Raw genomic sequence first — 18,792 nt, 5'->3', positions numbered from 1 at the left:
CGGTCATCGTCGTGACATCCAAAGCGCGCAAGCACGGCTGCTGTGAAAAGGGCGGTCCGAAGAAGAAGGCGGAACACAAAGTGGCAGCGCAGAAGAAGACGGTATCGGCGGACGCAGGCAATCCGCTGCAAACGATCATCAATCTCTGGCCCTATATGTGGCCGAGCAACCGCAGCGACCTCAAGATGCGCGTGGTGTGGGCGACGGTCATTCTGCTGGCCTCCAAGATCGTGCTGCTGCTCGTACCCTACTTCTTCAAATGGGCGACCGATGCGCTGAACGGCAAGACCGACATCGTCGGCGCCGTTCCTGCCGTCTTTACCGGCGCCGTGATGCTCGTGCTCTCCTATAATCTGGCGCGCCTGCTGCAGGCGGGCCTCAACCAGCTGCGTGACGCTCTCTTTGCCAGCGTCGGCCAGCACGCGGTGCGCCAGCTTGCCTATCGCACCTTCGTCCACATGCATCAGTTGTCACTGCGCTTCCATCTGGAACGCCGCACCGGTGGCCTGTCGCGGATCATCGAGCGCGGCACCAAGGGCATCGAGACCATCGTCCGCTTCACCATCCTCAACACGGCGCCGACCCTGATCGAGTTCCTTTTGACGGCCGTGGTCTTCTGGAGGGGCTATGGCTTCAGCTACTTGGCTGTGACCGCCATCACCGTCTGGCTCTACATCTGGTTCACCATCAAGGCGAGCGACTGGCGCATCTCGATCCGCCGCTCGATGAACGACAGCGATACGGACGCCAATACCAAGGCGATCGATTCGCTGCTGAACTTCGAGACGGTCAAATATTTCGGCAACGAGGAGATGGAGGCCAAGCGTTTCGACCAGTCCATGGCGCGCTACGAGCGGTCCGCGACGCAGGTCTGGACCTCGCTCGGCTGGCTCAACTTCGGCCAGGCCATGATTTTCGGTGCGGGCACCGCAGTCATGATGGTCATGTCGGCGCTTGCCGTCCAGCGCGGCGAGCAGACGCTTGGCGATTTCGTTTTTATCAATGCCATGCTGATACAGCTTGCCATTCCCCTCAACTTCATCGGCTTCGTTTATCGCGAAATCCGCCAGGGTATGACTGATATCGAGAAGATGTTCGACCTCCTTGACGTCGAGGCGGAGGTCGTCGACTGTCCGGAGGCGAAGGAACTGGTGATCAATCGCGGCGCGATTGCCTTCAAGGACGTGCATTTCGCCTATGATCCAGCCCGCCCGATCCTCAAGGGTGTCAGCTTCGAGGTCCCGGCGGGCAAGACCGTGGCCGTGGTCGGTCCTTCGGGCGCCGGCAAATCGACGCTGTCGCGGCTTCTTTACCGATTCTATGATGTCCAGGAGGGCGCCATCACCATCGATGGACAGGATGTGCGCGACGTGAAGCAGAAGAGCCTGCGCGCCGTGATCGGCATGGTGCCGCAGGATACGGTGCTGTTCAACGACACGATCGCCTATAACATCCGTTACGGTCGAATTTCCGCGACGCAGGCAGAGATCGAGACCGCGGCGGATATCGCCCAGATCGGCGAGTTCATCGAGAGCCTGCCTGACGGGTACGGCGCCATGGTCGGCGAGCGCGGCCTGAAACTGTCCGGCGGCGAGAAGCAGCGCGTGGCGATCGCCCGCACGGTGTTGAAAAGCCCGCCGATCCTGATCCTGGACGAGGCGACCTCGGCGCTCGACACCCGCACCGAACAGGAGATCCAGACAGCACTCGATATCGTCTCGCAGAACCGCACGACGCTGGTCATCGCCCACCGCCTGTCGACGGTCGTCCATGCCGACGAGATCATCGTCCTGAAGGACGGTGGCATCGCCGAGCGCGGCACCCATGGGGAACTTATCGGCCGCGACGGCCTTTACGCCTCCATGTGGAAGCGCCAGCGCGAAGCGACGCAGGCCGAGGAAATGCTGAAGAAGGTCCGCGAAAGCGACGACCTTGGGGTTGTGGTGCGTGGCACGGCGGCGGTGTGAGGGGTGATTAGTGACTAGTGAGCAGTGAAGGGTGAGCTTTCTGAGGACTTCTCGCTTACTGCTCACTAACGACTACCAACTGCGGCTTTTTCCCTGTACGTCCTAGCCGAACGAAAATCTGGAGATCCCTGTTCATGAGCTTGATCAATACGGTGCGCAACACGCTGGTTCCGGTGCACAAGGAAGGATATCGCTTCATCGCCGGTTTCTTCGTCATCTCGCTGATCCTCGGGTTTCTGTGGGAGCCGCTGATGTGGCTCGGCTTTATCCTGACGGCCTGGTGCGCCTATTTCTTCCGCGATCCGGAACGAATGACGCCGCTCGATGACGATCTGGTCATCAGCCCCGCCGACGGCCGCGTCTCTTCGATCGCGCTGGTCACGCCGCCGGACGAACTCGGCCTCGGCACCAACCCGATGCTGCGCATCTCGGTGTTCATGAATGTCTTCAATTGCCACGTGAACCGCTCGCCCGTACGCGGCACGATCCGCCGCATCGCCTATCGTGCCGGTAAGTTCGTCAATGCCGATCTCGACAAGGCAAGCCACGATAACGAGCGCAACGGCCTCGTCATCGACACCGCCCATGGCGAAATCGGCGTTGTCCAGATCGCGGGTCTTGTCGCCCGCCGTATCGTCTGCTGGTCGGCGGAAAATGACGCGCTGCAGCCGGGTGAGCGCTTCGGCCTCATTCGTTTCGGCTCCCGTCTCGACGTCTTCCTGCCCGAAGGCGCGCAACCGCGCGTCAGCCTTGGCCAGACCGCGATTGCCGGCGAAACCGTGCTCGCGGAATTCGGCTCTGCCAAGGGTCCGGTCATCAGCCGCCGCGGTTGATGGCCGGCGCTCAGAAACAGGAACAGGAGCACGTCATGGAAACGCCCTTTCCGTCCTTTGAACCGAACGGCCCGAACGACGAGGCACGCGGGCCGCGCCTCCGGCAAATACCGCTCAGGCTGATCGTGCCCAACGTGATCACCGTGCTTGCCATCTGCGCTGGCCTCTCCGGCATCCGGCTGGCGTTCGAAAACCGCTTCGAGCTTGCCGTCGCCATGGTGCTGGTCGCAGCCTTTCTCGATGGCATCGACGGGCGGGTGGCGCGGCTGATGAAGGCGACCTCGAAGTTCGGCGCACAGATGGATTCGCTTGCCGACATCGTCAATTTCGGTGTTGCGCCCGCGCTCGTTCTCTACGCCTTTGTTCTCGACCAGGCGCGCTCGCTCGGCTGGATCGCGGCATTGATCTACGTCATTGCCGCCGGCCTGCGTCTTGCCCGCTTCAACGTCATGGCCGAGCGCGAGGTGAAGGCCTCCTGGCAGTCGGAATATTTCGTCGGCGTACCGGCGCCAGCCGGCGCCATGCTGGTGCTGCTGCCGATGTATCTCGGCCTTCTTGGCCTTGCGCCGGATCGCGTCGTTGCTTTCGTCTCATCCGGCTACACGGTGCTGATCGCCTTTCTGCTGGTGAGCCGCCTGCCGGTCTGGTCCGGCAAGTCCGGAAACCGCGTGCGCCGCGATCTCGTCCTGCCGATCATCCTCTTCGTCGTGCTCTATGTCGCGACCCTGATGAGCTTTACCTGGGAGACTATGGCGATCACGGCAGTCGGCTATCTCATCAGCCTGCCGTTCGGCGCGCGCAAGTGGCAGAAGAAATACGGCGACTGGCCACTGCATCCGGATCATCCGGTGCTGGTCGAAGATGGCCTGCCTGAAGACAAGAAGTAGGGTCTCTACCGCCCAACAAAAAACCGCCGCGAGAAACCGCAGCGGTTTTTTTAGTTTCTGTATTCGAAGATCAATCCGGCATCCGGTAATCAACGATCCGGTTTTCGCGCAGGATGAAGAGCTTGCCGGTCTCCGTCTGGTCGGGTCCGACCAACGGCAGAAGTTTGGTGGCGACTTCCGAAGGATGCGGTACGGTCGACGGGTCTTCGCCGGGAATGGCCTGTGCCCGCATGGCCGTGCGGGTGGGGCCCGGATCGACGCTGAGGACGCGCAGCGGCAGGCGCTGCGTCTCGCCGGCCCAGGTGCGCGCCAGGGCCTCGACGGCGGCCTTCGAGGCGGAGTAGGGACCCCAGAACGGTTTGCACTTGTGTGCGGCGCTGGAGGACAGGATGAGCGCGCGGCCGGCATCCGACTGCTGCAGCAGCGGATCGACGGAGCGGATCAGGCGCCAGGTGGCGGTGACATTGATGGTCATCACCTTCTCGAAAACCTTGGCCTCGACATGGCCGATCGGCGAGATGACGCCGAGCACGCCGGCATTGGCAACGAGGATGTCGAGTTTGCCCCAGCGCTCGTGGATCGCACCGCCGAGCTTGTCGATCGCCGCCATGTCGGCAAGATCGAAGGGAACCAGTGTTGCCGGCAGGCCGCCGGCCGCCTTGATCGCATCGTCCAGTTCTTCCAGCCCGCCGATGGTGCGGGCGCAGGCGATCACCTGGGCGCCGGCCTTTGCCAGTTCAAGCGCTGTGAAATAGCCGATGCCGCGCGAGGCGCCGGTGACCAGTGCTATGCGGCCCGTAAGATCGATCATGTCTGGATCACTCCGAATTCATTGATGCGGGCCTGCTGTGCCACACGTCCAGGTCCGAACGCAAGGCTTGGCTCGGCACGTTCGGTGGGCGAGGGACGGTCCTCGAATCCTGTTGGATTGGAGGAGCGTCAGCCGCCGGTGGCAAGCACCGACAGCTTGAGGCCGGCGGTTTCACCGTTCTTGTCGAGAAGTCGGGTCGGATAGTCGCCGGTGAAATAGTGATCGGTGAACTGCGGGCGGGCCGGGTTGCGGTTCTCGCCGCCGACGGCACGGTAGAGCCCATCGATGGTCAGGAACTCCAGCGAGTCGGCGCCGATGTACTTCGCCATTGCCTTGACGTCGGCATATTGGTTGGCGAGCAGCTTGTCGGCGTTCGGCGTGTCGATGCCGTAGAAATCGGGATAGAAGATCATAGGGCTTGCAACGCGGACATGGACTTCGGTTGCGCCCGCATCGCGGATCATTTGCACGATCTTCAGCGAGGTGGTGCCGCGCACAATCGAATCGTCCACCAGCACGACCCGCTTGCCTTCGATCATGGCACGGTTGGCCGAATGCTTCAGCTTCACGCCGAAGGCGCGGATCTGCTGCGTGGGCTCGATGAAGGTGCGGCCGACATAATGGTTGCGGATGATGCCGTATTCGAAAGGAATGCCGCTCTGCTGCGCATAGCCGAGCGCCGCCGGAGTACCGCCGTCCGGCACCGGAACCACAACATCACCCTCGACAGGGGATTCCTTGGCGAGATTGATGCCCATATTCTTGCGCGCCACGTAGACGCTGCGGCCGCCTACGACCGAATCGGGCCGTGCGAAATAGACATATTCGAACAGGCAGAGGCGCTCCGGCTGCGGATTGGCCGGTTTGCGGGCATCGATGGAAATTGACCCGTCAGGCTGTGTCTCGCAGATGATGACTTCGCCGTTTTCGACGTCGCGGACGTATTTTGCGCCGATGATGTCGAGCGCGCAGGTTTCCGAGCAGAAGATCGGCTTGCCGTCGAGCTCGCCCATGACCAGCGGTCGGATGCCGGTGGGGTCGCGCGCGGCAATGAGCTTGGTGCGCGTCATGGCGAGCATCGAGTAGCCGCCCTCCATCTGCCGGATGGCGTCGATGAAGCGGTCCACCGTCGATGAGTGGCGCGAGCGGGCAATCAGGTGAAGCACGACCTCTGTGTCCGAAGTCGACTGACAGATGGCGCCGGTGGCGATGATCTGGCGGCGGAGCGTCAGGCCGTTGGTGAAGTTGCCGTTGTGAGCAATGGCGATGCCGCCGACTTCGAGTTCTGCAAACAGCGGCTGAACGTTGCGCAGGGCGACTTCCCCGGTGGTCGAGTAGCGGGTATGGCCGATGGCGATCGAGCCGGGCAGCTTCGCCAGGATCGCCGGATCGGTGTAGTGGTCGCCGACCAGCCCCATGCGCTTTTCGGTGCGGAATTGTCTGCCGTCGAAGGTGACGATGCCGGCCGCTTCCTGTCCACGATGCTGAAGCGCGTGCAGGCCGAGCGCCGTCAGCGTCGCGGCGTCCTGATGTCCCAGGATACCGAAGACGCCGCATTCCTCGTGCAGCGTGTCGCCATCGAATTCGTCGTTGATCTCTTCGGATCGCAAATGGGTCATCGCTGTTGGCCTTTATCCTAAGGGCAGGAACGCGTTGCGCATATTGTATCGGGTCATCGGCCCTTCAAGCCACGACGACCTGAGGGAATTACATATCATCATTGCAGAATAGGCAGAGCCCGCCGGAGCAGGCCCATATTTTTCAATCATTCGGCCTTAGCCGTTGGTCGCCGCACCGTTGGTCGCGGGCGTTTCCTCGGCCGGCGGCTGGGTGGTCGTGCCGCCAGTGCCTTCGTTCTCGCCTTCGCCGGTCGTATCCTTGCCGCGCAGGCGGTCGAGGATCGTCGCATCGGCATTTTCCGGCAGGAGCGCGATCAGCTTGCCGCCGAGATTGTCGAGCAGCGGCTTCGATTTCGCGGTTGTTACCCACTCCGGCTGCTGCTGTGGCGCGACCAGCCAGTTGAAGAACAGCATGGCGACGACGACCAGCAGAATACCGCGAGCAGCGCCAAAGAGGAAGCCGAGCGTCCGGTCAAGCGCGCCGATACGGCTATCGATGATGAAATCGGCGATCCGCATGGTGATGAACGAAATGACGATCAGGGCGACGAGAAAGACCACGCCGGCCGAGCCTATCATCGCGACGGTGTCGCTGCTGGTGTAGTTCTTCGCATAGGGCAGGAGAAAGGGGTAGAGGAAGTAGGCGGCAGCGGCGGCGCCGACCCAGCTTGCGACTGACAGCACTTCCCGGGAAAAGCCGCGCACCATCGCCAGGATGGCCGAGAAAAGCGCGACGCCGAGAACGATACCGTCGAGAATTGTAATGGGCATGTTGTCCTACTCCGAAACCGCCTGCTGCGCCGCGCGTCCAGTCGGACGCGCAAAGGACGCAGCACCCCTTTGTATCTGCTGCATAGTTTTTAAATCGAACGGCGATTTAAAAACTATGCGGCGCGACTCCACGCTGATTTTCCGCGAACCATATATCATGACGCCGCAAGCGTCTTTCGATGGTTCATCGTTGAACACTGTTTTCACCGGAATTCGCCGAATTTTCAGCGGCGGGTTCCTCAATCATCGTTGTCTGCCTGCTTCAAGGCTCCCTTCGAGCCGGCGATGCGCGCCACCAGATCCGGCAGGCTTTCCATCTCGCTCCAGCTCATGCCGTTGCCCTTCGGCAGGTCGGCGGAGGCGGACGGCAGGACGGCTTGTGAAAAGCCGAGCTTTTCGGCTTCTTTAAGGCGCTGCGGGGTATGGGCGACCGGCCGGATGGCGCCGGACAGACTGACTTCGCCGAAATAGACGCAATCGGCGGGAAGGGCAAGACCGGCAAGCGACGAAACCAGCGCGGATGCGACGGCAAGATCGGCCGCAGGCTCGGAAATCCGGTATCCACCGGCGACATTGAGATAAACATCGTGCTGGCCGAGCCGCACACCGCAATGCGCTTCCAGGACCGCAAGGATCATCGACAGTCGGGCTCCATCCCAGCCGACGACGGCGCGGCGCGGCGTGCCAAGCGATGTCGGCGCCACCAGCGCCTGGACCTCGACCAGCACCGGCCGCGTTCCCTCCATGCCGGCAAAGACAGCGGCGCCTGGAGATTTCGCATTGCGCTCGCCGAGGAAGAGCTCCGACGGGTTGCCGACTTCGCGCAAGCCCTTGTCCGACATCTCGAACACGCCGATCTCGTCGGTTGGGCCAAACCGGTTCTTGACGGTGCGCAGGATACGGTAGTGATGGCCGCGGTCGCCTTCGAAATAAAGCACGGCATCGACCATATGCTCGACGACGCGGGGCCCTGCAATCTGGCCTTCCTTGGTGACGTGGCCGACGAGCACGACCGTTGCGCCAGTCTGCTTGGCAAACCGGATCATCGCCTGCACGCCAGTGCGCACCTGCGTCACCGTGCCCGGGGCCGAATCGACGATATCGCTCCACAACGTCTGGATCGAATCGATGATGACCAGATCGGGCCGCTTGCCGTCGCTCAGCGTCGCCAGAATATCCTCGACATTGGTTTCGGCCGCGAGCAGCACGTCGGTATCCGCCGCTCCCAGCCTTTGAGCCCGCAGGCGAACCTGCGCCACGGCCTCCTCGCCCGAGACATAGATGACCCGGTGTTTGCGTCGCGACAACGCCGCCGCCGCCTGCATCAGGACGGTTGATTTGCCGATGCCGGGATCGCCGCCGATGAGCACGGCCGAGCCGCGCACGAATCCGCCGCCGGTCGCCCGGTCAAGTTCGGAAATGCCGCTGTGAATGCGCGGCGCGTCCTCGATCTCGCCAGACAGGGTGGTCAGCGCAACCGGCCGGCCCTTCTTCGGCGTCTTGCCGGGCCCGCCGCCGATACCGCCCATCGGGTCTTCCTCGACAATGGTGTTCCACTGGCCGCAGCCTTCGCACTTTCCGACCCAGCGGGGATGAACGGTGCCGCAGTTCTGGCAGATGAATTGTGTCCGGGCTTTCGCCATCAAATTTCGCTTTCGGGGAAGTCTTCGGAGGAAATGTCCTGGCGGCCGTGGAGGATGCGGATGATGTAGATATGGGAGGGCGTGGCGCGGAAGTAGATCAGATAATTTCGGAAAACGGTCGCCCGCAAATCCGATTTCGTATCGTTTCTGGGAGAACCGGTCAGGCCTAGAGTGGCGATGGATCGGATCTTCGCGTCAATGCCGTCGATGACGCGCTGCGCGGCATCCGGATTTGCGTTCGCGATGTAGTCATAAATCTCGGTCAGATCATCAGCAGCCCGCTCTGACAGGCGAAAGCGCCTTCGCCGCATCAGGCGTGTCGTGCCTTCGAACGTGCAATGATAAACTCAGTCAAATTGTCGTCTTCGCCAAATTCGTAGAAGCTCCCCGCCGCGATGTCATCCTCGCCCTCTTGAATGAGTTGCTTGAGAGCCGCTTCGTCGCGCTGAAGTGACCGAAGTCCGGCATGAACCACGTCGTTCATATTCTTGTAATGCCCGCGCAGAACGCGCTCTTCAATAAACGCCCGATCTTCGTCACTCAATTGGATATCCGTCATGATGATCTCCTTTTGTTCTAATCTATATCATCATTTTCTCGATTCCAAGGCTACCTTCCCGAAAAGCTATTCGGTCTGGACATAACGCCGCTCGTATCGGCCCCCAAGGCTCGTCAGCATCTCGTAGCCTATCGTCCCGCCCGCCCGCGCCACATCGTCGATCGCGATATTCTTGCCGAACAACTCTACGTAGTCCCCTGGCCGGACCGCATTTTCCGGCAGGTCGGTGATGTCGAACAGGCTCAAATCCATGGTCACGCGACCGAGATGCGGCACCTTGTGACCGTTGAGAAACCCGAATGCGCCCAATGGCCTGGCTTGGCGCAAGGTGACCCCGCCGCCCGATACCGACCGGTGGTAGCCGTCCGCATAGCCTATGGCGACGATTGCCACGCGGCTGTCACGGGAAAATTGCGCCGAAGCGCCATAGCTTGCGGTTTCGCCTGTTCTGACGCTTCGGATCTGGATGATGCGCGCCTCAGCCGTCACCACCGGCTTCATCGCGTTCGGTACGCCGTTGACGGCCTCGCCGCCGTAGACGGCGATGCCGGGACGGGTGAGATCGAAATGGAAGTCCGGTCCAAGATGCACGCCGGCCGAATTGGCGAGGCTTGATTCGATACCCTCGAAGGCAGCAGTAACCGCCCGGAATGATTCGAGTTGCCGGCGGTTCAGCGGATGGGCGGGATCGTCAGCGCAGGCGAGGTGGCTCATCACCAGGATGGGCGAAAAGCTTGCCGGGCAGGCAGGGTCGTTTGCCAGCGCCAGAGCCTCGGAAACGTTCAGTCCCAGACGGTTCATGCCGGTATCCACGTGCAGCACGCAAGGGTGATCACCGCGCTCCGACAGTACCGACATGAAGAAGGCAAGCTGTTCTTCGGAATTGATGATCGGCACCAGGCCGTTGTCGAAGAAAAGCTGCTCGTTGCCGGGCCACATGCCAGCGAGGATGTAGATCCGCCCGTCCGGCACCAGCGGGCGCAGTACAGCCCCTTCCTCGGCATTGGCGACGAAGAAATCCCGGGCCCCGGCCGCGTACAGGGTTTCGGCTGCCGGTTCGATGCCGATGCCATAGGCATTGGCTTTCAGCACCGCGGCCGCCCGTGCCTTGCCGGACAGTTTGTCCATCTTGCGCCAATTGCCGGCGAGCGCGCCGAGATCGATGATCAGACGGTTGGAGGCAGCATCGAATGCGGGAAGGGCGGAGGAAGGATCGTGCGATTGGGCCATGGAAAAAGGGATACAGCCAACCGGCCTGGACTGCAATTGCAGCGCTCGCGCAAGAAGCAAGTGCAAACGCTTCCCGGAATATTTTCACAGCGACAACCGGCAGCCGTTGCCGCCGATTGCCGCTCGCCAGTTACATGAACGAGGACGCAAGAACCGGTTCTACTTCAAGGATGCCCTCGTAGATCATTTTGAGCGCAACGAAGAGGATGATGGCGAAACCCACATAGGAGACCCAGTGATAGCGGTGCAGCAGCTTGGCGATGAACGACGCGGCAATGCCCATCAGCGCGACGGAAACGGCAAGGCCAATGATAAGGATGTTAGGGTGTTCGCGCGCGGCACCGGCAACGGCGAGCACATTGTCGAGCGACATCGAGACGTCGGCAACGACGATCTGCAGGGCTGCCTGTTTCAGCGTTTTGCGCGGCGCGCGATCGCCGACAACGCCGTTTTGATCGATGAGCTCGCCCGTCAGTGTTTCCACACCTACAGCTTCTTCCTTCGCGGTGGTTCTGAGTTCACGCCACATCTTCCAGCAGACCCACAGGAGGAGGATACCACCGACGAGCAGCAGGCCGAGAATGTCGAGCAATTGCGTCGTAAGCAGCGCAAAGGCGATACGCAGCACAGTCGCAGCCCCGATCCCGATCAGGATCGCCTGAGTACGCTGTTCCTTTGGAAGGCCGGCTGCGGCGAGCCCGATGACGATGGCGTTGTCGCCTGCGAGCACGAGGTCGATCGCAAGCACCTGCAGCAGCGCGATTAAGGCATCCATGGACAGATTTCCCCAGATTAGAGATGTTGGGCCGCGGCGGTTGCAGCCACGACTATACAGCTATTTTGTTTTCGCTTATCCGGAAGCCCGGCAATTTGCAACGTGCCGAACCCCGTTTGCCCCAGAGCGGTCTTTTCCAGTCAATGCTCGTATTGGGTGAAGGACGGATCGGCCAGGTCCGTGAAACGGGTGAATTCCGCCTGGAAGGCGAGCTTGACGGTGCCGGTCGGTCCGTGACGCTGCTTCGCGATGATCACGTCGGCGGTGCCCTTCACCTTCTCGAACTGCATCTTCCATTCTTCATATTTCGGGTCGAACTCGTCGCGCGGCTCCATGTTCTTGACGTAATATTCCTCGCGGAACACGAAGAGCACGACGTCGGCGTCCTGCTCGATCGAGCCCGATTCACGCAGGTCTGAAAGCTGCGGGCGCTTGTCTTCGCGGTTTTCCACCTGACGGGAGAGCTGCGAGAGCGCGATGATCGGCACGTTCAGCTCCTTGCCGAGCGCCTTCAGACCCGTGGTGATCTGGGTGATTTCCTGCACGCGGTTGTCGCTGGATTTGCCCGAACCGGTCATCAGCTGGATATAGTCCACCACAAGGCAATCGAGACCGCGCTGGCGCTTCAGCCGGCGGGCGCGGGCGGAAAGCTGGGCAATTGAGATGCCACCGGTCTGGTCGATATAGAGCGGCACCTTCTGCATGTGCTGCGAGCAGGCGACGAGCTTCTCGAAATCATGCTCGGAAATGTCACCGCGACGGATCTTCGAGGAGGAGACTTCCGTCTGCTCGGAAATGATGCGCGTTGCCAGCTGCTCCGACGACATTTCGAGCGAATAGAAGCCGACGACGCCGCCGTTCTTCGCCTTCATCGAACCGTCGGCCTGGACTTCGCTTTCGTAAGCCGCGGCGATGTTGTAGGCGATGTTGGTGGCAAGCGAGGTCTTGCCCATGCCCGGACGTCCGGCAAGCACGATCAAGTCGGAGCGCTGCAGACCGCCCATGCGGGCGTCGAGCGAGTGAATGCCGGTCGAGATGCCCGACAGTGAACCATCGCGCTCGAAGGCCTGTCCCGCCATGTCGATCGCCAATGCCACCGCGTCGTTGAACGACTGGAAGCCGCCATCGTAGCGCCCGGTTTCTGCGAGTTCGAACAGGCGGCGTTCGGCATCCTCGATCTGGCTCTGCGGCGGCATGTCGAGCGGCGCGTCATAGGCGATGTTGACCATGTCCTCGCCGATGGTGATCAGCGAGCGGCGCAGTGCCAGATCGTAGATCGCCCGGCCGTAATCTTCCGCGTTGATGATCGAGACGGCTTCCGAGGCGAGACGGGCGAGATATTGCGCCACCGTCATGTCGCCGACCTTCTCGTCGGCCTTCAGGAAGGTCTTGATGGTGACCGGGTTGGCGGTTTTTCCCATGCGGATGATGTCGCCGGCGACCTCGAAGATCTTGCGATGCAGTGGCTCGTTAAGGTGAACCGGCTTCAGGAAGTCCGAGACGCGATAGAACGCGTCGTTATTGACGAGAATGGCGCCCAGGAGCGCCTGCTCGGCCTCGAGATTGTTCGGCGCTTCGCGATACTGTGCTTCGGCCTGGTCCTTGGCAATGGGGACAAGTCTGCGCGCTGCTTCGTTCATGGCGTTCCGTCTCTGTCTCGCGTGGTCTCATGTTGCGGGTACCGATGTGCGGGCATTGCGGCCAGGGGTCTAGTGTATGGTTGCAACAGCCGCTGACGCATTTGATCCGGCGGCAAGCCGTCACCGTTGTTCACAGGGTTTCACAGTTGAACGCGAAAATTCCGTCGATACGGGCATTGGTCATTGACCGGTTTTCGCCGAATCACTGCCGTCGACGTCTACGCAGGATTCTACCGCCTCTTGCATTTACTTGCAGGAGTTTTTGCTGCGGGATGGCATGGGAAAACAGGTTTTGACTGCAACGCGCCGGGAGAAGCAAACGGCGCGCGAGAACGAAAAAAGGCCCGCGACATCATAATCGCGGGCCTTTCTGCTTGTCGAAGAGGAGCGCCGGCTCTAGCGCCGCCGCTCTTCAGGCTTATTCTTCTTCGGCTTCGAATTCTGCTTCCGGGTTGAAGAAGTCTTCCGGCTTCAGGGCGTCTTCGTCAACGCCGTAGATGGCGTCGGCGGAGGTGAGGCTTTCGCCCTTGAGCTGGCGTTCTGCTTCTTCAGCCGAGCGGGCAACGTTCATCTGAACCTTGATTTCGACTTCGGCATGCAGCTGCAGGACGACGTCGTGCAGGCCGATGGTCTTGATCGGGTTGTTGAGGTCGACCTGGTTGCGGCCGATGTTGAAGCCTTCGGCAGCCAGAACGTCAACGATGTCGCGGGCAGCGACCGAACCGTAGAGCTGACCGGTTTCGCCAGCCGAGCGAACGACGACGAAGGACTTGCCATCCAGCTGTTCGGCAACGGTCTGGGCTTCGGACTTGCGCTCGAGGTTGCGGGCTTCGAGCGTCGCGCGCTCGGATTCGAAACGCTTCTTGTTGGCTTCGTTGGCGCGCAGCGCCTTGCCGAGCGGCAAGAGGTAGTTACGGGCAAAGCCGTCGCGAACCTTGACGGTTTCGCCCATCTGGCCGAGCTTGGCAACGCGTTCGAGAAGAATGACTTGCATGGTGATATCCTTTCGTTTGTCTGTTCAGAGGTCTTTTGTTTCAGTCTCAGTTGTTTTCCCTGCCGGCGACAGCGCGATGGCGCGCCGCGTGTCCATCAGGCCCGACAGGAGAAAGAAGAATGCCGGTACCTGGAAGACCAGAACCGACATGTAGCCGATCCACAGGACGGGCCGCCGCCAGGACTTGCCGCGCGTGCGGAAATGGAAGACGGCGAAACCGGCAAGCAGGAAGCCCGCGCCGAAGGTGCCGCAGATGAGCGCGCCGATAATGGCCGGCATGCCGCCCATGAAGGCGAGAACCAGGCCGCCGAGGAAGGCGAAGATGGCATAGCGGTGCATGCGCAGCGTTGACGGCATGTCCTCGCGCGGACGCAGGCCCTTGCCGGACGTCTGGACGATGCGGCTGGCGATGTAATAGGCCGCAAACAGGATCATCACCCAGAGGGCGCCGAACAAGAGCGGCCACGCAATGTGAAAGAGCGACTTGATCTGCTCGACCACCGGCTGATCCGGATTGAACAGCGGGTCCTGCGCCTTCATCGCGATCAGCACCTGATCGACCACGATGCTGGCGAAACGGTCGTCATATCCCAGCACCGCGCCGATGACGATCGCCGAGACCGTAACCAGAGCCACGAGGTGGGCGAGGATATCGGAGAGCGGATACCAGGCAAGCGCGCCTTCCGGGCCGCCGATCTCGGAAGCCGGCCGCGCCAGATTGGCGAGGTGGCTGAGCCAGGCGGCGGGCGCGAGCATGATGATCACGACAAACAGGGCAGACAAGGGGGAGGCAAACACGGCAAGGCCGAGAGCAGCAACAACAACGGCGGTAGCGGCGGCGGCATTGCCCCAGCCGAGGCCGGCAATGAGAACGGGCAGCGCGGACGCGACGACGAGCAGGATGGCGAAATATGACTGCGGCGTCGCGCCGAGCAAAAGCAGGGCGGCGGTGACGCCGGCCAGCGCGCCGGTCAGCAGCGATGTTGCATTCAGTGTCTTCACGGTCGCTGTCCTGCTTATCAAGCAGTTAGAGGCGTTTCCTGATGAAGGAACGAAGCCCCAACATGGGTTTTAGCGCTGGTGTTGCGCCGGTGTTTCCGATCCGCGCCCAACGCGAAAGGGAGAAGTGAGGCAATGCCGGATGGCGTTTCGCCTCACCTTGAGTCAGCTTCCGTCGAGTCAGGCGACTGACGGAGAGTCATGCTGATCCAGATGCATATGCCTTTCCTTGGAGCAGGTTCCAAGGGGGACATGCATTAGGACATGACGTAGGGCAGGAGGCCGAGGAAGCGGGCACGCTTGATCGCCTGGGCGAGTTCGCGCTGCTTCTTCTGGGAGACTGCCGTGATGCGGGACGGAACGATCTTGCCGCGCTCGGAAATGTAGCGCTGCAAGAGACGGACGTCCTTGTAGTCGATCTTCGGAGCGTTGGCGCCGGAGAAGGGGCAGGTCTTGCGGCGGCGATGGAATGGGCGGCGTGCCGGAGCGGATGAAATGTCAGCCATGATCTTCTCTCCTTATGCCCGGTCTTCGCGCGGACGGCGCGGACGGTCTTCACGATCACCACGGTCCGGACGCGGGCCACGGTCGCCGAAGCCACGCTCCGGACGGTCGCCATCGCGGCGCGGACGGTCGTCGCGGTCGCGCTTCTGCATCATGGCGGACGGGCCGTCTTCATGCTTTTCGACAGCGATGGTCATGTAACGAAGGATGTCTTCGTTGATGCGCATCTGGCGCTCGACTTCGTGAACGGCCGGTGCCGGAGCATCGATGTCCATCAGAACGTAGTGAGCCTTGCGGTTCTTGTTGATGCGGTACGTCAGGGACTTGAGGCCCCAGTTTTCGACGCGCCCGACTTTTCCGCCGTTAGCTTCCAGTACACCCTTGTACTGTTCGACGAGAGCGTCGACCTGCTGAGCGGAAATATCCTGCCGGGCAAGGAATACATGTTCATAAAGAGCCATGATGGCCAAGCCTTTCTTGCGTTAATCGTCACCCGGACCCCGGCGGCTAAGCCTCAACGACTGTTCTTTTGGCTCAGATGAGCTGGCAAGAAAGTGTTGTTTCGAGACGGTCGAGAGCGGAGACACGGGAGGCTGGACCCCTTTAGGTCCTGACAGGTTTCTAAAAACGGAAACCGGCCCTCCGTTCAGCCACCAGCCAGAAGACCGGATGTTGCGAACAGCGCGCTTATACGCATTTTCGGCCAGGAAGCAAGGGGCGGGGTGAAATTAGCGCGGGGGCTGCGTGGCCTTTTGAGGTGGAAGCCTGCTGGACGATGCTCGCGACGTAGTCGGATTTGCCCCCGGTATAGAACTTCCAATCGCCATTTGCCTTTGCTGCCAGTTTGTACTTCAGAGCGGCATATTCGGCGGCTGCGTCCGGGTGATGCCTGCAACGCCTTCCGCCCACGTGCGGAAAGCCGCCGCGGTTGTCAAAGAGCAAGTCGGACGGGGCGCTGAAAGCTGCCTCGTAGGAATTAGAATAGGTGACACCTCTCAGCGCCCCGTTCGGCGGTTTTTGCCCGCAAACTCGTTCCGCTACGGCCTCATCGGCCCTCTGTGCCCTTGCACGCCCGCAGCAGCATCAGCCTGCGGAGGGGAACCTTCTCGCGAACCCCGATGCCAGGGACTTCCGTCTTTTCCCTGAAACCGGCGCCGATCCCGCCTCGCTGCCACGGCTGGCAGCGTATCCGAGGGCGGAACGGGGTTAGTGTAGAGGCGGTTTCGGCGGCGGGGATTTTTGGCGTGTGGTGGAGATCCATCGCCAACAAAAGCTAACACCTAGTTTTTGGATAATGTGTTGATTTTATGTTATATTCCACTGATAGGAGGGAGCGGGTGGGCCGCCTCGCGGGAACTCAACGTCCCCGTTTTTAGATGGAATATTTGCAGCGGACTACCTCTCCCTTTGAGGAAGGGATCCTCGCATCGCCCAGGGGCTTGTGCGCAAAGCGCCTAGCTCATCCCCGCAGGGGACTTGCCAGCCGCGCCCGGCGCGGATCCGCGGGTGGGGGTGCCGTGAAATTATTCGCGGGGGCGGGGCGGCCGACGTGGAAGCCCTGGACCTGGTCGATGCGGCATTCCTTCATGAGCCTGAGTTGCTCATCGGTTTCCACCCCTTCGACGAGGATCTTATGGCCGCGATTTCGCACCAGGCCGATGATATCCTGGAGCATGGCCTTACCGCGCGGTGTGCCGGCGTCGTGCAGGAACGAGCGGTCGATCTTCACCGTGTCGAAATCGATCAGGCGAAGCCACGAAAGACCGGCAAAGCCTGTCCCGAAATCATCGAGCCAGATCCGGATGCCCAGCGTCTTCAGGTCGCTGATGCAGCGAAGAACGTCCGAATGCATCTCCATTTCGAGGCCTTCGGTGATCTCCAGCGCCAGCCGGCCGCCGGCAACGCCGGTCTCTCCGAGAATCGCCGCGACGGACGCTGCAAAGCCGGGCGCCTTGAGCTGAATTGGCGAGACGTTGACGCTGACGACCGGCACATGATTGTCCATCAGGAGTTCCCGGCACACCGTCCGTATGGCCCAGCGCCCGAGCTCCAGGATGGCACCGGTTCGTTCCGCAACGGGAATGAACAGGCTCGGCGTGACTGCGGTGCCGTCCAGCATTTTCAGGCGCATCAGCGCTTCGACGGCATCGATCCGGCCCGTGGCGACATGTCTTATCGGCTGATAGACGAGGGAAACGAGTTTCTGGTCGATGGCGATCTTCAGCAAGGCGGCGACATTCTCGCTCTCGTCGCTGCTCTGGGGATCGTTCGGATCGAAGAGGCGCACACCGTTGCGGCCGCTTGCCTTGGCTGCGTAAAGGGCGCGATCCGCCTCGTGGATAACCTTCTCGAGCTTCGTGCCCGTTTGGTTGCGGGTGAACGAGGCGCCAACGCTGACGGTGACGATCGACGTCCCGTCCCGCCGCTGGCCGTGCGCGAGCGCCAGGTCCTCGACCGTGCGGCGAATGGCTTCTGCAAGGTCCGCCACCATCTCGCCGGTGTCCAGGTGGGCGAGAACGATGAACTCTTCGCCGCCATAGCGTCCGATCGAGCCGCCATACGCGCTGATCGAAGCCTCGAGTGCATTGGCCACGAGGATGAGGCAGCGATCGCCCTCCTGATGGCCGTAGCAATCGTTGTATCGCTTGAAGAAATCGACGTCGATCAGGATCGCTGCAAAGTTCCTGCCGGATTTTTGCCAGTCGTCCCAGTAGTAACGCAACCTCTGGTCGATCGCCCGGCGATTTGCAAGGCCCGTCAACGGATCGGTATTCGACAGCCTCAGCAGAGCCTTGCCCCGCTCCGATGCCTCGTTGTGCTGAACCTTCGCCTCCAGCGCGTTGAGGAAGACCTTGTAGCGTTCCCTGTTGAGTTTCCAGTTCACATAGGACGTGAAGACGAAGCACGAGACGCAAAAGGTGCCGAATGCGAGCTTGTAGGTGGGGTCCATGGGGGGGAAGGACAGCAGAGCGGACAGGAAAATCAGGAGAATGATGATCGATGCAACGACGGAAAGGCGAAAGTGGAAGCTGAAGAACAGGTTGACGCTCATCATGAAGATGGCGCCGAACACCATGTAGTAGGATATGCTCTGAACATCTGATGTCATCATGGCCGTGCATAGCCAGCCCGCATAGGCCAGGATAACCGCTGCCGCACAGGTGGCATCGATCGCATTCGCGTTGGCATTCAAGCGGACCTGTATTTCGAGCGCGGCGATTGCGACGATGCCGACGGCGAAGCGTGCGGCGATCGTGTAGAGCGCGACGTCCGGAACGAGCAAGATGTCGGTGATCGAAAACAGCAGATAGGCGGCGACGGCGATCCAGAGCCCTTGTCTGGTGGCCTGCCTGCGCGTGCTTTGGCCTTCTTCCCGATAGAGCGCACGAAGCTCCGCCGACGCCGGCCTCGGCGGCTCGGTATGGAGATCGATTTCAACTACGTCGGCCAACGTGTGCTTCATGCACTTTCCATTGCGTTGCGTCGCATTCTCTAGAGCTCGAGGTCCCTTTCCAACGTCGACGCTGTCTCAGTCGCCCCACGCCGGCCATCCGGATAGG

At 61.3% G+C, this 18,792-nt stretch carries 18 protein-coding genes; 3 read left to right on the top strand and 15 right to left on the bottom strand.

Going from position 1 to position 18,792, the window contains the following annotated elements:
* Positions 1-80 precede the first annotated feature (80 nt).
* From ACSQ2Z_RS15335 to pssA, 3 genes are all read left to right on the top strand, one after another.
* Positions 81-1,967 (top strand): ABCB family ABC transporter ATP-binding protein/permease, encoded by a 1,887-nt coding sequence (locus ACSQ2Z_RS15335; protein WP_436083088.1) that lies wholly within the window; start codon positions 81-83, stop codon positions 1,965-1,967.
* Positions 1,968-2,101: 134 nt separating this feature from the next.
* Positions 2,102-2,800 carry a phosphatidylserine decarboxylase gene (locus ACSQ2Z_RS15330; protein ID WP_436081973.1) on the top strand — a complete coding sequence of 233 codons (699 nt, stop codon included), beginning with the start codon at positions 2,102-2,104 and terminating at the stop codon, positions 2,798-2,800.
* A 35-nt stretch (positions 2,801-2,835) separates the two neighbouring features.
* Positions 2,836-3,687 (top strand): CDP-diacylglycerol--serine O-phosphatidyltransferase, encoded by an 852-nt coding sequence (gene pssA / locus ACSQ2Z_RS15325; RefSeq protein WP_436081972.1) that lies wholly within the window; start codon positions 2,836-2,838, stop codon positions 3,685-3,687.
* Positions 3,688-3,757: 70 nt separating this feature from the next.
* Here the strand turns inward: pssA and ACSQ2Z_RS15320 are convergent, their stop codons facing one another.
* The 15 genes from ACSQ2Z_RS15320 to ACSQ2Z_RS15250 form a co-directional block, all read right to left on the bottom strand.
* Positions 3,758-4,498 (bottom strand): SDR family NAD(P)-dependent oxidoreductase, encoded by a 741-nt coding sequence (locus ACSQ2Z_RS15320; protein ID WP_436081971.1) that lies wholly within the window; start codon positions 4,496-4,498, stop codon positions 3,758-3,760.
* 128 nt (positions 4,499-4,626) lie between these two features.
* Positions 4,627-6,117, bottom strand: coding sequence for an amidophosphoribosyltransferase (purF, locus tag ACSQ2Z_RS15315; RefSeq protein WP_436081970.1), 1,491 nt, complete (start codon positions 6,115-6,117; stop codon positions 4,627-4,629).
* A 156-nt stretch (positions 6,118-6,273) separates the two neighbouring features.
* On the bottom strand, positions 6,274-6,888 hold the full coding sequence (locus tag ACSQ2Z_RS15310) for a CvpA family protein (RefSeq protein WP_436081969.1): 615 nt from the start codon (positions 6,886-6,888) through the stop codon (positions 6,274-6,276).
* A gap of 239 nt (positions 6,889-7,127) precedes the next feature.
* Positions 7,128-8,531 carry a DNA repair protein RadA gene (radA, locus tag ACSQ2Z_RS15305; RefSeq protein ID WP_436081968.1) on the bottom strand — a complete coding sequence of 468 codons (1,404 nt, stop codon included), beginning with the start codon at positions 8,529-8,531 and terminating at the stop codon, positions 7,128-7,130.
* A complete protein-coding gene (locus tag ACSQ2Z_RS15300) occupies positions 8,531-8,842 on the bottom strand; it encodes a type II toxin-antitoxin system RelE/ParE family toxin (protein ID WP_436081967.1) in 312 nt (103 codons plus the stop codon). Before ACSQ2Z_RS15300 ends, radA begins: the two co-directional genes overlap by 1 nt.
* Positions 8,842-9,090 (bottom strand): type II toxin-antitoxin system ParD family antitoxin, encoded by a 249-nt coding sequence (locus ACSQ2Z_RS15295; RefSeq protein ID WP_436081966.1) that lies wholly within the window; start codon positions 9,088-9,090, stop codon positions 8,842-8,844. Before ACSQ2Z_RS15295 ends, ACSQ2Z_RS15300 begins: the two co-directional genes overlap by 1 nt.
* A 66-nt stretch (positions 9,091-9,156) precedes the next feature.
* The gene (gene alr / locus ACSQ2Z_RS15290) at positions 9,157-10,320 is read right to left on the bottom strand and encodes an alanine racemase (protein ID WP_436081965.1); all 1,164 of its coding nucleotides are present in this window, start codon (positions 10,318-10,320) and stop codon (positions 9,157-9,159) included.
* A gap of 130 nt (positions 10,321-10,450) precedes the next feature.
* Positions 10,451-11,095, bottom strand: coding sequence for a TerC family protein (locus ACSQ2Z_RS15285; RefSeq protein WP_436081964.1), 645 nt, complete (start codon positions 11,093-11,095; stop codon positions 10,451-10,453).
* 140 nt (positions 11,096-11,235) lie between these two features.
* Entirely contained in the window at positions 11,236-12,735 is a 1,500-nt protein-coding gene (locus ACSQ2Z_RS15280) for a replicative DNA helicase (RefSeq protein WP_436081963.1), read from the bottom strand.
* 418 nt (positions 12,736-13,153) lie between these two features.
* On the bottom strand, positions 13,154-13,729 hold the full coding sequence (gene rplI / locus ACSQ2Z_RS15275; protein WP_436081962.1) for a 50S ribosomal protein L9: 576 nt from the start codon (positions 13,727-13,729) through the stop codon (positions 13,154-13,156).
* Between the two features lie 24 nt (positions 13,730-13,753).
* Complete coding sequence (locus tag ACSQ2Z_RS15270) at positions 13,754-14,731, bottom strand: DUF2232 domain-containing protein (RefSeq protein WP_436081961.1); 978 nt, start codon at positions 14,729-14,731, stop codon at positions 13,754-13,756.
* A gap of 254 nt (positions 14,732-14,985) precedes the next feature.
* Entirely contained in the window at positions 14,986-15,234 is a 249-nt protein-coding gene (gene rpsR, locus ACSQ2Z_RS15265) for a 30S ribosomal protein S18 (RefSeq protein WP_158473674.1), read from the bottom strand.
* Between the two features lie 12 nt (positions 15,235-15,246).
* Entirely contained in the window at positions 15,247-15,693 is a 447-nt protein-coding gene (gene rpsF, locus ACSQ2Z_RS15260) for a 30S ribosomal protein S6 (protein ID WP_026204037.1), read from the bottom strand.
* A gap of 226 nt (positions 15,694-15,919) precedes the next feature.
* The gene (locus ACSQ2Z_RS15255; protein ID WP_436083087.1) at positions 15,920-16,141 is read right to left on the bottom strand and encodes a GrpB family protein; all 222 of its coding nucleotides are present in this window, start codon (positions 16,139-16,141) and stop codon (positions 15,920-15,922) included.
* A gap of 550 nt (positions 16,142-16,691) precedes the next feature.
* Positions 16,692-18,695 carry a putative bifunctional diguanylate cyclase/phosphodiesterase gene (locus ACSQ2Z_RS15250; RefSeq protein WP_436081960.1) on the bottom strand — a complete coding sequence of 668 codons (2,004 nt, stop codon included), beginning with the start codon at positions 18,693-18,695 and terminating at the stop codon, positions 16,692-16,694.
* Positions 18,696-18,792: the final 97 nt, after the last annotated feature.

Source organism: Pararhizobium sp. LjRoot235, assembly GCF_964254145.1.
In the GTDB taxonomy this organism is placed as follows: Bacteria; Pseudomonadota; Alphaproteobacteria; order Rhizobiales; family Rhizobiaceae; genus Pararhizobium.
This window is presented reverse-complemented; position numbering and strand designations above follow the sequence as displayed.

Coding starts and splice junctions, on each gene's coding strand:
- ACSQ2Z_RS15330 (WP_436081973.1), top strand. CDS start 2,102: ATGAGCTTGATCAATACGGTGCGCAACACGCTGGTTCCGGTGCACAAG.
- pssA (WP_436081972.1), top strand. CDS start 2,836: ATGGAAACGCCCTTTCCGTCCTTTGAACCGAACGGCCCGAACGACGAG.
- ACSQ2Z_RS15320 (WP_436081971.1), bottom strand. CDS start 4,498: ATGATCGATCTTACGGGCCGCATAGCACTGGTCACCGGCGCCTCGCGC.
- purF (WP_436081970.1), bottom strand. CDS start 6,117: ATGACCCATTTGCGATCCGAAGAGATCAACGACGAATTCGATGGCGAC.
- ACSQ2Z_RS15310 (WP_436081969.1), bottom strand. CDS start 6,888: ATGCCCATTACAATTCTCGACGGTATCGTTCTCGGCGTCGCGCTTTTC.
- radA (WP_436081968.1), bottom strand. CDS start 8,531: ATGGCGAAAGCCCGGACACAATTCATCTGCCAGAACTGCGGCACCGTT.
- ACSQ2Z_RS15300 (WP_436081967.1), bottom strand. CDS start 8,842: ATGCGGCGAAGGCGCTTTCGCCTGTCAGAGCGGGCTGCTGATGATCTG.
- ACSQ2Z_RS15295 (WP_436081966.1), bottom strand. CDS start 9,090: ATGACGGATATCCAATTGAGTGACGAAGATCGGGCGTTTATTGAAGAG.
- alr (WP_436081965.1), bottom strand. CDS start 10,320: ATGGCCCAATCGCACGATCCTTCCTCCGCCCTTCCCGCATTCGATGCT.
- ACSQ2Z_RS15285 (WP_436081964.1), bottom strand. CDS start 11,095: ATGGATGCCTTAATCGCGCTGCTGCAGGTGCTTGCGATCGACCTCGTG.
- ACSQ2Z_RS15280 (WP_436081963.1), bottom strand. CDS start 12,735: ATGAACGAAGCAGCGCGCAGACTTGTCCCCATTGCCAAGGACCAGGCC.
- rplI (WP_436081962.1), bottom strand. CDS start 13,729: ATGCAAGTCATTCTTCTCGAACGCGTTGCCAAGCTCGGCCAGATGGGC.
- rpsR (WP_158473674.1), bottom strand. CDS start 15,234: ATGGCTGACATTTCATCCGCTCCGGCACGCCGCCCATTCCATCGCCGC.
- rpsF (WP_026204037.1), bottom strand. CDS start 15,693: ATGGCTCTTTATGAACATGTATTCCTTGCCCGGCAGGATATTTCCGCT.
- ACSQ2Z_RS15250 (WP_436081960.1), bottom strand. CDS start 18,695: ATGAAGCACACGTTGGCCGACGTAGTTGAAATCGATCTCCATACCGAG.